The sequence below is a fragment of the Nocardioides panzhihuensis genome, from assembly GCF_013408335.1.
GTDB classification, from domain to species: Bacteria; Actinomycetota; Actinomycetes; order Propionibacteriales; family Nocardioidaceae; genus Nocardioides; species Nocardioides panzhihuensis.
Genome location: NZ_JACBZR010000001.1, coordinates 5,573,184 through 5,586,797, shown reverse-complemented (window position 1 = coordinate 5,586,797; position 13,614 = coordinate 5,573,184). Strand labels below are relative to the sequence as shown.

Genomic DNA, 13,614 nt, shown 5'->3' with positions numbered 1-13,614 from the left:
AAGGTCCATCATGACCAGGCGACTCTCCCTCATCACTCCCTCCGGCCGGCTCACCCTCGGCAACCATCTCGGCGCGCTGCGGCCGATGTCGGCCTCGGCTGACTCGGACGCCTTCTACGGGCTCTCCGACCTGCACGCACTGACGCTGCCGCACGAACCGGCGGTGCTGCGTACGCGGACGGAGGAGATGGCTCTCCTCCTGATGGCGTCCGGGCTCGAACCGGCGGCGTTGTTCATCCAGTCCCACGTCCCCGCACACCGGTCGCTCAGCTATCTGCTGGAGTGCGTCGCGCACACCGGTGAGCTGGGACGGATGATCCAGTTCAAGGAGAAGTCGCGCCGTGTCGGAGCATCGGTACGCGCCTCGCTGTTCACCTATCCGGTGCTGATGGCGGCCGACATCCTGCTCTACGGCGCGACCGAGGTGCCTGTGGGTGACGACCAGCGCCAGCACGTCGAGCTCGCCCGCGACATCGCGGTGCGGTTCAACACGACGTACGGCCGGGTCTTCTCGGTCCCTCAGGCGGTGCATCCGGAGGCCGGGGCCCGCGTCATGGACCTGGCCGACCCGACCCGCAAGATGTCGAAGTCGGCCGGTGACGCGCATCCCGGCTCGATCTTCCTGCTCGACGACCCCGCCGTCGTACGCCGCAAGATCGCTCGCGCGGTCACCGACTCCGCCGGCGTCGTCGCCCGCGACGAGGAGCGGCCGGGGGTCACCAACCTGATCGACATCCTCGAGGCCTGCGGCGGCTCGGCCGACGGCCTGACGAGCTACGGGAACCTGAAGGCCGCGGTCACCGACGCGGTCGTCGCGGAGCTCGAGCCGATCCAGAAGCGCTACCGCGAGCTCGCCGCCGACCGGACGTACGTGACGGAGGTGTACGCCGCCGGAGCAGCCAGGTGCCGGGAGGTGACCGCCCCCGTCCTGGCCGCAGCGGAGGCGGCGATCGGTCTGGCCTGAGAGCGGCCCCGCCCGCTGTAACACGCTGTTCGTAGGACTTATCGCCCGTTCTAAAAGGCGAGTAGTCCTACGAACGACGTGTTACAGCGAGGCTGCGCGGCTCAGATTCGCACCTCGGCCAGCTCACCGACCCGCGCACGCTGCGGGCGGAGATAGACCGTGAAGGTGACCAGGGCGCAGACGGCGTAGAAGACCGTGAAGGCGATGAACGCCGACTTGGTGGCGTCGAGGGGGTTGGAGACCCAGGGGCTGTTGAAGGCGATCGGGATGAGGAATCCGCCGATCGCGCCGACCGCACCGATGATCCCGACCGCGGCCGACGACTTCTTGGTCGCGCCGACCAGCGCGGTCTCGCGCTCGGCGGTGCCCGGCGTGGTGGCCAGCTCCGCCTCGCGGCGGAAGATCGACGGGATCATCTTGTAGGTCGACCCGTTGCCGATGCCGGTGGCGGCGAAGACGAGCATGAAGAAGCCGAGGAAGACCGGGAACCACGACTGGTTCTGCAGTGCGATCGCGGGCGCGGCCTCCGGGTTCGGGGTCAGCTGCATCAGCGTCCACAGCACGGCGAGGGTGAAGACGACCATGCCGACGAACGCACCGAGGGTGACCTTCGCGCCGCCCCAGCGGTCGGCCAGCCAACCGCCGAGCGGACGGGTCGCGGAGCCGATCAGCGCGCCGAGGAAGGCGAAGTAGGCGAAGTAGATGCCGGTACCGAGAGGCTCGGGCGAGGGCACCCAGAAGTTGAGCTTGATCAGCAGCGGCATCGCGGCGGAGTAGCCGATGAAGGACCCGAAGGTGCCGATGTAGAGGAACGCCATGATCCAGGTCTGCTTCGACCGCACGACCGAGAGCTGCTCACGCGCGGACGACTTCGCGGAGCTGATGTTGTCCATGAAGAAGAAGGCCGCGAGGATCGCGACGACGGCCAGCGCGGCGTAGACGAACGCGGCCCGCTCGAGGAGGATCCCGCCCTCCGCGGCCTTCACCATGCCGAAGATGCCCGCACCGCCGACGATGACCGGCAGCAGGAACTGGATGAGCGCGACCCCGAGGTTGCCGCCGGCGGCGTTGAGCCCGAGTGCCGCGCCCTTCTTGGACGCGGGATAGAAGAAGTTGATGTTGGCCATGGAGGAGGCGAAGTTGCCGCCGCCGAGACCGGCGGTGGCGGCGATGAGGCAGAAGACCCAGTACGGAGTGGTCGGCTCGGTCACGGCGTACGCGAACCCCAGGGTCGGCACGAGCAGCAGACCGGCCGAGACCATCGTCCAGTTGCGGCCGCCGAACTTCGGCACCGCCAGGGTGTAGGGCACCCGCAGCAGAGCGCCGACCAGGTTTGGGATCGCGATCAGGAAGAAGAGCTGCCCCGGGGTGAAGTCGAAGCCCTGGGCGACCAGGAAGGCTGAGGACACAGACCAGATCAGCCAGACCGAGAAGCCGAGGTGCTCGGCGAAGATCGACCAGATCAGGTTGCGGCGGGCGGTCTTCGCCCCGGTCTCCTCCCAAAAGGTGGCGTCCTCCGGACGCCAGTCGTCGATCCAGTGGCGGCGGCTCATGGCGGGCTCCTCAGGTGGCAGTCAACGAGATGCCAACCACGGTCACAAGCCCAGGTTTCAACAGCCTCCGACCCTCGCGTGCGAGCCCGTCAACTTCCGCTCACGGCCTCACAGGACTCACGACCTCACCACGACGTGCGCGGCGGGCGGCCCGAGCCGCCCGCCGCGTACGTCCTCTCGATCCGACGTCCCTCAACCGAGGTAGCGCTCCCAAGGTCCGGTGATGGCCAGGGTGTAGCCAGGGTCCTGCATGTTGACGAAGAGGACCTTGCCGTCGGGCGAGAAGCAGGGGCCGCAGAACTCGGAGTCGTTGAGGTCGTTGCGGGCGATGGCGTAGGCCGGACCGCCCGGGAACGCGCCGAGCACGTGCGAGGCGCCGCTGCCGTCCTCGGCGAGGACCAGCGAGCCCCACGGCGTGACGGTGACGTTGTCGGGGCCGTCGAAGGTGAGGTCACTGAACCGAGGGGCCGGGGCATCGTCCTCGGACTGGGTCTGGTGAGGGAAGTACGTCACCAGCTGGATCGTCTCGGCCTGGTAGTCGTAGAACCAGACCATGCCGTCGTGCGGCGACGCGTCGGCCGGCATGTCGCCTTCCTCCCAGGCGTAGGAGTTGACCACGTAGACGCCCTCGTCGGTGCCCCACACGCCCTCGAACTTGCGGCCCCGGGTGACCTCACCGTCGGCGAACTGCGCGCGGCACGGCGTTTCCTGGGCGTCGCGCTCGGGGACGGTCTTCCACTTCACCGGGAAGGGCTGGCCCATCTGCGCGGAGGTCAGGTAGGCAACGTCCGGCAGCACCGAGCCGTCGGGAAGGATGATCTGCATCGCGGCCAGCGTGCCGGCGTCGTCGGCCATCTCGGTGAGCACGCCCGGGCCGAGCCTCGTCCCGGCCGGGGCGGTCCAGCGGTAGAAGAGCCCGTTCGGCTCGTCGGCGTCCTCGGACAGGTAGACCCGGGTCCGAGTCTTGTCGATCGCGAGCGCCTCGTGGTCGTAGCGGCCGAACGCCTTGATCGGGCGCGGGTCGGCGGAGCCGTCGGCCCAGACCTCGAAGACGTAGCCGTGGTCCTTCTCGTAGACGCCCTTGGTCCCGTCCTCGCCCTCCCACTCCTCGCCGGCGTCGTTGACCGTCTCCTCGCAGGTCAGCCACGTCCCCCACGGCGTCGGACCGCCGGCGCAGTTGGTGGAGGTGCCGGAGATCGCGACGAACTCACCGAAGTTGGCGCCGCCCGCGTCGGTGGTGATCACCGTGCAGCCGCCCGACGGTGCGCCCGGGTCGTAGACCGTCCCCTCGACCAAAGGCACCGGGATCCCCTCGCCGGGCTCGATCTCGTGATTCTGGATCAGCGTGTAGCGGCCGCGCCTGCCGCCGAGCACCATCATCCCGTCGTGGTTGGACGGCGTCTTCTCCCCCGTCTTCAGGGTCGTCTCCCCGGCCGAGGTGACGATGGCGTACGTGAACCCCTCGGCCAGCGCGAGGATGCCCTTGGGGTCGTCCACGAGCGGCGGGAACGGCTCACGGGCGCGCTTGCGGCCGAGGGTGCCGGGCTTGGCGGGCTTCGCCTCGGCCAGAGCGGGAACGGCACCGGCGACGGCCAGGCCGACGCCGGCCGCGGCTCCTCCGGTGAGCAGGGAGCGTCGAGTTGCGGACATGGGTGGTACTCCTCGGAGCGTGGTAGGGGATCCCGAGACAGGTCTCAGCCCTCTACCCAAGCCAGTCCGCGACACCTGCAGGCCCGACCGTGGTGAACCTCAGGCGACAGCAGCGTGAAACGTACGCCGGCGTCCTCTCACGAACAGGCGCACCGTCCTGACATGGGGTCGACCCTGCGGTCGCACGACGGGCATGTCTCCACCCGCGACGACTTGGCATCCGTGGGACCCGCCGCTGGGGACTCCGGCTGCGGCGTGGAAGCCGCCCGCTGCGCAGCCGCGCGGGCACGCAGTTGCTCGATCAAGCGGTTCTGCTCCTGTGCCAAGACCTGTTTGGCCAGATCAGCATCGGTGGCGTCGACCGCATCGGGAGACACCGTCGCGACGGCGGACTCGTCGACATACTCGTCGAAGACGCGCCGCTTGAGGTCAAGGAGTGCAAGCATGCGCTCATCGACCGACTCCGTGGTCAGCAGCCGGTAGACCGAGACGTTCTCGACCTGGCCCATTCGGTGCGCACGCTTGATCGCCTGTGCCTCGATGGTGGGTTTGACCTGAGGCTCACACAAGACCACAACCGATGCGGCCTGCAGATTGAGACCGGTGCCCATTGCCTCGATCTGGCCGATCAGCACCTTTGGGCGCAACGAGCTGTTGAACTCCTCGCAGAGCTTCTCTCGAGCAGCGACGGGGACACTCCCATTGATCACGCCGATCGCCCTGTCCCCGAGCCTGTCTAAGATCGCCGCGAGCGCCTCTCGGAAGTAGGAGAAGACCAATACCTTTCGACCCCCGCCGAGCGCCTCGTCGACGATCTCCTCGAGGCGGGCGAGCTTGGACGAATCCGGATCAGCGGTCAAGGCGATCCTGCGCAACGCAGCGAAGTCGCTGGCGTTCAGCGCATCAAGATAGGCGTCGGTTTCAACTGCGGTGAGATCCGTCCACTCCTCTGTCTGGATCAGCTCCGGCAGCTCGGCAAGCACATCTTCGGACTTGCGGCGCAGATAGACCGGGGCCACCGCCGCCCGGAACTGCTTCCCGCCTACAGCGGCCGCGGCTGGGTCGATATCACCGAGCACGTCGGGTTGCAGGTGCGAGACGAGGGCGTGAAACTCGCTGAGCCGGTTCTCCATCGGCGTGCCGGATAGGAAGAGCACACGGTCACTACGCTGGGCATGGCGCGCAACCGCCTGAGACCGCTTGGCCTCGGGGTTCTTGACGTAGTGGGCCTCGTCGACGACGAGCATCGCCGGATCCAAACCGCCGAGGTCGATTCCGTTCGAGATGCCGAACGAGACCACGGCGACGCCCCCTTGCTGACGCCAACGGCGCAGCTCAGCATCACGATCAGGACCGTGAATTCGGAAGGCCGCGAGGCGACTGTGCGCCCGGATCTCCTTGACCCAGTTGAAGACGACAGCAGGGGGACACACCACCACGAAATGGTTCGCTCCGCTCGCTGCCAGATGCGCCATCGCGGCGATCGCCTGCACCGTCTTTCCCAGACCCATCTCGTCACCGAGGATGACTCGGCGCTGCATGAGTGCGAACCGCGCTCCGAAGTCTTGGTAGCCGCGCAGCGAGACCGCCAGCTGTGCCTTGTCCAGGTGCAGCGAGTTGACGGCTTCGACGATCTGATCCGGCAGGTGCCCCTGCGCCCCCTGCTCGTCCACAGGAATACCGGCGATCTCCGCCAACGAGCCGTAGAACTCCACAGCCTGACGGCTGTAGGTCGCCCACGCCTCTTCCACAGAGATGACCGACTCTGTCCTCGAGAGAAGCTTGGCCAGCCCGGTGTTGCCGGCCCAGTCCGCCCAGTTCTTCACCCACGTCGCCAGATCCGCGCCGCGACGCGGAGACGAGCGGTGAAGCAGAAGGACCTCGCCGTCCCATGCCGGGACGGTTCCCCAGTCCGCGACCGCGTCGGCCAGCTCGGAGAGTCGCCCACGGTGCTCGCTCAGATCGTCCTCAAAGGCACGCGCTGTCGCCAAGGCCCTCACGAGGCTGGTCAGCAGCGGGTCCTCTGGTTTGGCGTCGATGCGATGCCCGAGATTCTCTGCAGCGGCACGACGCAGTCTCCCCGCCGCAGCAAGGATCATCCGTGCGCCGTCTTCGCTGATCCCTGGCAGCTGGGCGATGCTTCCACCCATCCGCAGCACCTCGCCGACATTGTCGATCCCGGCGCTCTCCAACGTCCCCAGCCGCAGCCCTCCGTCGCTGACCGCCTTGAGCGCGTCCAGCGGGAGGCGGGCAAGCTCGATGTCCAGCTTGCGGTCCTGCGCCTTCGCGTACGCCTCTCGTACCTCCTCGCGCAGACGTTCATGGTGTGCATCGATCTGGGCGTGAAGCCGCAGCGCCGTGTGCACCAGCTCGGAGTCTTCGGCGTCGACGCGTCCGGGTGTTCCCTCCGGAGCAGCGACCCCGAGAACGCTGGCCAAGGCATTCACCCTCTCGCTCAGCGAGGGCTCGGCGGTAAGCCGACCTTCGGCAACCCCCGCCAGTGCCTGGTCGTACCCGGTCTTGACCGCCCAGTCGCGCAGCTCCAACAGTCTGTCGACCACAGCCGGGTCCGGCGGCAGCTGCCGAAACAGCCGCCGCCGTGGCTTCGTTGCTGTGACCAGTGCGCGCAGCTCACACGTCAGCACACCGACATCGATGGTGAACAGTCCGGCGGAATCACGCAGCCGGGCATAGTGATCGACGGCCTTCCACATCGCGTCAACGGGCTTACCGGCGGCAGGTCCTGGGACAGCGACCGTGCCTCCGAGGATCGCCCCTTCACGCTCAGGGAAAGGCACGACGATGCTGCTCTTACGAGCCTCAGCCTCCGCCTTATTCACCTCGCTCACCAGCCGGTCGAGATGACCGACGGTGCGTTTGGCCCATGACCGCACGTCCTTCGCGATGCTGAGCGGATCGTAGTTCGGGTCGGTCACAGGGCCTTCTTCCCATCAAGGTCGCGCGAACCATCGCGCCACACGCTCGACCAGACGAGGTCGAACTCGTGTTGGTGATACTTGTCCAGCCGCAATCGGCCATAGGGCGCTGCGACGTACCGGATGTCCCCGCGGTCGACGAGAGCCAGTCGATAGCGGCCTCCCAGGTTCGCGCCCTGGATGACATCGCTACGCGCCATCCGGAGTCGGTGTCCGGCCCCGTCGCCCACGCGCACGTCGATCCAGACTGTCTCGCCTCCACGATCGACCTGAACGGCACCCACTTCGGTCGAGGTCGCCGCCAGGCCCTGCTCCTCGAGGTCGCGAACAGTTCGTGCCGTTGCGACCTCCAAAGACGCGACCGAGTCGACCTGCGGCGTGATACCGAACACCGATGCAGGGACCACGAGGGCAACCGCGTGGATCCGAGGCCGGCGCGAGACGATCTGTGCCTCCTCGGCGAGTCGTTCCAGGCGGTGCCTCAAACGGCCAGCGACCGGGTCGGAAGGTGACAGGTTGCGGAGCCGGTCGTTGATCGCCTCACGCCTGCGTTCGGTGGCTGCGCCGTGGCTGTTGCGTACGTCGGTGGTGTGCTCCGCCACAAGGTGGCTCACCGCCCATCGCATGGCGAGCGACACCGGATCTACAAATGCCGTGCCACGCATTCCCAGGAGCTGGGTGAGCTCTTGGTCCGTTGCGGCTCGGTAGTCGAGATGACGTAGGCCGGCTGCCGCACCGGCAGCGGACTCGTCGATCTCCACGATCTCGAAGCGCCGCGACAGCGCGGTGGAGACCGCTCTACCGTCGACTATCTCGTGGCCGACGGCGGCCAGCAGTCGCGTGCTGTCGTCACGGCCGGTCGGGTCGATCAACAACGTTCCGGACACAGACGAGCTGGCGTACCTCTCTGCCACCGTGTCCGCGAGAGCGTCGAAGAGCGGGCTCCCCGGGCCCAGCACAGTGCCACCAGCGGTTGCGGGCTGTTCCTGCTCGGGGGCGAAGCGCACATTCCCGTAGCGCGCGTTCAATACGGTCCCCGCCCGTGCGCGCTCCCGGACGACCTCCGGGACTCGGAGCACCTCTGCTGTGCCGTCAGCGCGCAGCTGCACGCGGCCTCCGAGAACGTGGACCGACTCGGCGAACCACGCGGATGCCAAATGCGGCTGGAGCCGTGTCCGCTGCCCGAGATCCGCTCGTCGGCGCGCACCCTCGATATCCACCGGCAATAGCACTTCTCGGTAGAGCGCCCGCTGCTCTAGCAACCTGGGCAGCTCGTCGCCAACGCGCGCGTCGATGATCCTCTCCAGATGCCTCCGCGCGCCCTCACCTTCGCGGACTGCCCGGGCGAGAAGCCGTTCCAGGGGCTCCCCCTCGAACGTCTCACCGAGGACGTCATAGACCTTGCCTCCCAATGAGGCAGCCTGCTCTTCCATCTTCTCCAAAAGCCGGATGAAGACAGCGCCCTCACGCGTGTCTTCGGCCACTAGGCTCCACAGATGGCAGGTCTCCTTCTGACCGATCCGATGGATTCGACCGAAGCGCTGCTCGATCCGGTTGGGGTTCCAGGGAAGGTCGTAATTGACCATCAGGTGCGCCGCCTGGAGGTTGAGTCCCTCGCCGGCAGCGTCAGTGGCCAAGAGAACCGTCGTGTTCGGGTCCTGAGTGAACCGATGCTGGACCCGACGCCTTTCCCGCATGTCCATGGCTCCGTGAATCTCCACGACAGCCTCGGCGCGACCCGGCAACGCGGTGATCCGACCACGCAGGTAGCTGAGGGTGTCCTTGTGCTCGGTGAAGACGATGATCTTGCGTGGGTGCCCTTGACTGTCGTCGGTCATCTGGGCGCTCTCCAGGATGCCGCGGAGCTCCAGCCACTTCTGGTCGGTACCGGACTCCCGCGCTCGTCGCGCCAACGGGATCAGACGGTCGAGCTGGCTCAGCTCGACGTCGAGCTCACCGAGTGTCTCCGCGGCGCTGATCCGCTCGACTGCTTCGTCAGCGAAGGCCTCTTCCTCTGCTGTGGCCTCCATCGTCGGATCGTCTGACCACGAGCCGGGGAGCCTGATCGTGGCTTGTTCCCAGAACGCTTCCCCCCGCTCAGCGAGCTCATCACGCAGCCCACCCAGCTTGGCGCGACGACGCTGCAGGCTACGCCAGATCGCTTCCGGGCTGGAGGCTAGACGCCGCTGCAGCACGATCAGTGCGAAGCCCAGGTTGGTGGCGCGTCGTCTGTCGCCTTCACGGATCCGCTCGACACTGACCATCCCTTGCCGTACGTACTCGCCGACCTCGTCATAGAGCTCCTGCTCCACGGAAGACAGCCGGTATCGGACTGTGTAGGCCTTTCGCGGAGGGAAGAGCGGACGGCCCTCCATCGTGAGGAGGTCCTCCTTCAGCATCCGGCGCATGACGTCGTTACCGGGCGTCAAGGTCGATCCCGTCGGCCTACCGCCGAATCTGTCCTCGTCGAGGAGGGCAAGAAAGATCCGGAATGCCTCCGGATCTCCCGAGTGCGGCGTCGCGGTCATGAGCAGGAAGTTGCGGGCACGACGACCCAACAACTGCCCCAGGGCGTACCTCTTGGTTCGGTCCAATCCGTCTCGGCCCCACTTCGCAGACATCCGGTGTGCCTCGTCGACGACCACCAGATCCCAGTCGATGGCGTCCAGGTCCTCCTGGAGGTCTTCGTCCCGCTTGAGCATGTCCATCCGGGCAATGAGCAAGGGGTTGTCATCGAAGTAGGTGCCGGCGACAGCGCCTTGCAAACCTTCGCGGGAAAGCACGGAGAACTTCAGACCGAACTTCTCCCACAGCTCGTCCTGCCACTGGTCCACCAGGCTCCCCGGCGCCACCACCAGGCACCGCTCCAGCTCGCCGCGAAGCAGGAGCTCCTTGATATAGAGCCCACACATGATCGTCTTGCCTGCCCCAGGGTCGTCAGCAAGCAGGTAGCGAAGCGGAGTACGCGGAAGCAGCTCCCCATAGACTGCGGTGATCTGGTGTGGCAGCGGCTGGAGGGCCGAGTTGGACACGGCCAACATGGGGTCGATCAGCGCAGCGTGCTTGATACGAAGCGCCTCTACGCCAAGCTTCCACTCACCGGCATCTGCACCGAACGTGTCGTCACGACCGGTGTCCAGCGCGAGATTGCTCTCGTGCGTGCGGTCGAGAAACGCCTCTCCGATCCCTCCGGCAGCGTCTCGATAGGTCACCTCGAGAAAGTCGCCGCCGATCCAGCTCGTGGCAACGAGCTCAACACCGGCGCCGGTGATTCCGTTGACTCGCTGACCAGCGGCCAGCTCCTCGAGTCGCATCACGGCAGCAGCACCTCCATCCACTCCGTCACCTGCGGCCGGGTGCCCGGCTCTCGGGAGGCTCGCGACCACAGCCCCTCCAGCCTCTGGCACTGGCCGCGCCGGAGCCCGGCAACCCGAACCTCGTCCATGATCTGGATCCTCGCGTCGGGCCGCCCGCTGATCAGCAGCTGGTGAGTCACCACCGCGAACTCGTATCGGTCCTCGTCGAAGCGGCGACCCCAGGTCCCCGCGTCGGCCACCAGCTGCTCGCCACCGATACGCCGGAGCAGGTCCGGCCTCAGCAGACACAGCGCGGGGCGTGGCTCCAGAGTGAACGCGTACGCCGCGAGGGAAACGCCACCGGTGACCATCTCCGCCGTGTGCAGGGCCTGCAGCCCGATACCGAGGAGACGGACCAGTTCGAGCCGATCGAGCGTGTCCGTGAGCCCACCGTCGGGGAGGGCGGACTGCAGAGTGCGAACGTCCCCGGTGCTGTCCCGGAACCGCTTGTCAGGACTCGGTATCTCGAGCCAGGGACCGTCGGCGGCCGAACTCGGCCAACCCACCGAGACCGGCTCGGCGCCGATCACATCCTCGACCCGTTCGCGACCGGCCGACAGCTCTGCGAGGGTCTCGTCGAGCAGAGCGAGCGGCAGGGTCGTCGTCAGGCTCGTCATCGCCGGCGTCATGGTCGGCGCCGCATCGGCCTCAGCTGCCAGGCCCGGAGGATCCGGGAATCCGCCGTCGACTGCGTCGTACCTGCTGTCGCTGTAGTCGGCGTAACGCACGATCTGGTCCCGCTCAGGAACGGGCACGGGCTCCGTCTGCGGAACAGCGGCGTATGGCTCGCGCTCCACCTCGGGTCCAGCAGGTCGCATCGGCGGCGCGGTGAGGGGTGTCGAAGCCCTCGGCACCCCAACGGGCTCAAAGGGCTCAACGGGTGGCGCATATTGCGCGACAGCCGCGGCCTCCGGAAGCGCCTTCGTAGGCAGGTCCCGGACGACCTCCGACGCGTCCTGAAGCGCCTCCGGAACAACGTCGTCCGGGGCCTCTAAAGGGGCCTTCATCGGGGACACCGGCGTCGTGACCGATCGCGGCTCGGATGTCGTCTCCGGCAGCTTCGCCGGCGCCTCCGTCTGAGCATCGTCGGCGGAGCGGTGCGATCGACCGCGCGTGAACAGCTTGGTCAGACGCGCGAAGAACCGTCTCATCAGCCTTGCTTCTCGGTGTGGAACAGGAAGACCTCGAGGCGGGCTTCTCCGAGCGGCAGCGAGCCGTCCCAGAACGCGCGCGTCGGGACCTTTCCCTGAAAGACCTCCGAGCTGGCGCATCCCAGCTGCGGGGTGATCGCGCGGGCCACGTTCTGGCCGGAGCTGACGTCAGGACCGCCACCGAAGACCAGCACAAGTGCAGCTCGCTGTCCCGCGACCGGCCCGAGACGCTTCTTCACCGCTTGGCACACGGACTTCTTCGTCGTCGCATCCAGCTTTCCGCCGCCGGCCAGACGACCGCCGTCAACCCGCACCCCGATCGGGGTCGGATCTGTTTTCATCCCAACGATGGTCTTCGGCTCTTTCTTCGGCGGCTCGGGAGGCGTGTACGCAACGGCTGACCCGAGCCCGACGATGAAGAGGACCAGGAGGAGATCCGCGAAGACCCAGCCCGCGATCGACTCGACGGAGAAGAGCCGGCCCCGGCGATTGGAGTCGATGCCGGCCATCTCAGTTGACGGCCGTCATGGTCAGCCTGCGAGCAATCTGACCGAGCCCGTCGCGTACACCGGTGAGCTCAGAGACCTGCCCTTGGAGCGCGCCATCGTGGCGGGCCAGGGTGGCCTCGACCTCGAGGACCGCGTCACGTAGATCCGCGATCACCGCATTGAGCGCACTCTGCGCCGTCTCCTGATGCTCGTTCAGGAGGCCGACCTGCTCGCTGAGCTCGCTCGACGCTTGAGCCGTACGTTCGGCGCTTCCGCTGATGGTTCCGATAGTTTCCACGAGAGCCCCACCGGCGTCCTTGATCGCGGTGGTCGCGCCCTGGGAGAAGCTGGACAGGCTTTCCTGGACCTGCTCACCGAACCCACCGAGCGACGCAGTCACGTCCGCCGCGAACTGTTGCGACGAGTCGGCTGCGGCGGCGCGGATCTCCTCAGATCCGGTCTTCACCGCACTCTCGACGCCCCGTACGCCTTCGGTGACCACGGTCTCCATCGACGCCATGGACGACTCGACCTTGGCGATCGAGGTGCTGACGGTCTGGTTGACCTCGTTCGCCCGGGCCAGGATCGATGCCGCTTCCTCGCCCGCCGACTTCACCGTGTCGAGCAGCGACGCGATGCTCGTCTTCACGTCCGCAGCCGTCACTGCCAGATCGCGGGTGGCTGACGCCGTGTCTGTGTGAGCTGCCCGCAGCTGCTCCATCGAGGACTTGATGATCCCCTCGATCCGAAGCGGGTGATCCGCCCGGCGCGAGCTGACGACCCGCTGCGCCTTGGTGAGAGCGGACGTGAGAAGGATCCGCGCTTCCTCGGCGGCCTCCTCCTCACGCCGTACGTTCCTGGTGGCGATCGCACGGTGGAGGATGACGGCGACCACGGCGGCCGCAACCAGGAGAAGCGAACCCATCGCCATCGGCACGAGCTGGTGCAGGCCTCCCCAGAAGCCGTCCATACGTCCGTCGAAGCCTTGCGCCCACAACGACAGGAAAGTGGAGCCTTCCGGATCGCCGCTTTCAGTGATCAGCTCTTCGTACGCTTTCGACGCGTCGTGAAAGCCCCACCAGGTCCACGCGACCGGGGCAAAGACCATCGCACCGGCGACGGCGCCGACGACGTTCTCGGCGGGGCGCCGGTACACAGCCTTAACAGTCGACTCCGTTGGGAAGGCGGCGAACAGGTTCACATCGGCCCAAGCGTCACCATCAGGATCGACGATGTCGACGACCAGCTCTTTCAGGTCCGCCTTCCGAGGGCTGAACCGGGGGTCTTCCGTGAGCTTGGTCAGCTCGGCGGCCACGCTCGTAGCGTCGCTGCTCATAGGTGTACTTCTCTCTAGTTATCGAGTCGATGCGATGACGCGGACCCCGAGCGTCACAAAGCCGCTGCTGTGCCTCAGGCATTCGTTGGGCGCAGTCAACGGCAGCCAGATCGTATTGGTCGCCTGCGTTCACGCGCTGCGGGTTCACCGAAGATGGTTCATACGGACTACTAGGCGTGA

8 protein-coding genes are annotated in these 13,614 nt (G+C 67.0%); 1 reads left to right on the top strand and 7 read right to left on the bottom strand.

The genetic code is table 11. The features are described 5' to 3' along the window. Window positions 1-10: 10 nt before the first annotated feature. Window positions 11-964 carry a tryptophan--tRNA ligase gene (gene trpS / locus BJ988_RS26420; protein ID WP_179660810.1) on the top strand — a complete coding sequence of 318 codons (954 nt, stop codon included), beginning with the start codon at window positions 11-13 and terminating at the stop codon, window positions 962-964. Between the two features lie 101 nt (window positions 965-1,065). Here the strand turns inward: trpS and BJ988_RS26415 are convergent, their stop codons facing one another. The 7 genes from BJ988_RS26415 to BJ988_RS26380 all read right to left on the bottom strand — a co-directional run bounded on the left by BJ988_RS26415 (window position 1,066) and on the right by BJ988_RS26380 (window position 13,434). After that, window positions 1,066-2,517 carry an MFS transporter gene (locus tag BJ988_RS26415; protein WP_179660809.1) on the bottom strand — a complete coding sequence of 484 codons (1,452 nt, stop codon included), beginning with the start codon at window positions 2,515-2,517 and terminating at the stop codon, window positions 1,066-1,068. Between the two features lie 192 nt (window positions 2,518-2,709). Then, entirely contained in the window at window positions 2,710-4,167 is a 1,458-nt protein-coding gene (locus tag BJ988_RS26410) for an alkaline phosphatase PhoX (RefSeq protein ID WP_179660808.1), read from the bottom strand. A 137-nt stretch (window positions 4,168-4,304) separates the two neighbouring features. Beyond that, window positions 4,305-7,103, bottom strand: a complete 2,799-nt coding sequence (locus BJ988_RS31480) for a DEAD/DEAH box helicase (RefSeq protein ID WP_218861127.1) — start codon at window positions 7,101-7,103, stop codon at window positions 4,305-4,307. Further along, window positions 7,100-10,417 carry a DEAD/DEAH box helicase gene (locus tag BJ988_RS26395; protein ID WP_179660805.1) on the bottom strand — a complete coding sequence of 1,106 codons (3,318 nt, stop codon included), beginning with the start codon at window positions 10,415-10,417 and terminating at the stop codon, window positions 7,100-7,102. The genes BJ988_RS31480 and BJ988_RS26395 overlap by 4 nt, the downstream gene beginning before the upstream one ends. After that, a complete protein-coding gene (locus tag BJ988_RS26390) occupies window positions 10,417-11,214 on the bottom strand; it encodes a hypothetical protein (protein ID WP_179660804.1) in 798 nt (265 codons plus the stop codon). Before BJ988_RS26390 ends, BJ988_RS26395 begins: the two co-directional genes overlap by 1 nt. A gap of 395 nt (window positions 11,215-11,609) precedes the next feature. Continuing rightward, window positions 11,610-12,119: a hypothetical protein gene (locus tag BJ988_RS26385; protein WP_179660803.1), complete on the bottom strand. Its 510-nt coding sequence runs from the start codon at window positions 12,117-12,119 to the stop codon at window positions 11,610-11,612. A 1-nt stretch (window position 12,120) separates the two neighbouring features. After that, window positions 12,121-13,434: a hypothetical protein gene (locus BJ988_RS26380; RefSeq protein WP_179660802.1), complete on the bottom strand. Its 1,314-nt coding sequence runs from the start codon at window positions 13,432-13,434 to the stop codon at window positions 12,121-12,123. Between the last annotated feature and the right edge of the window lie 180 nt (window positions 13,435-13,614).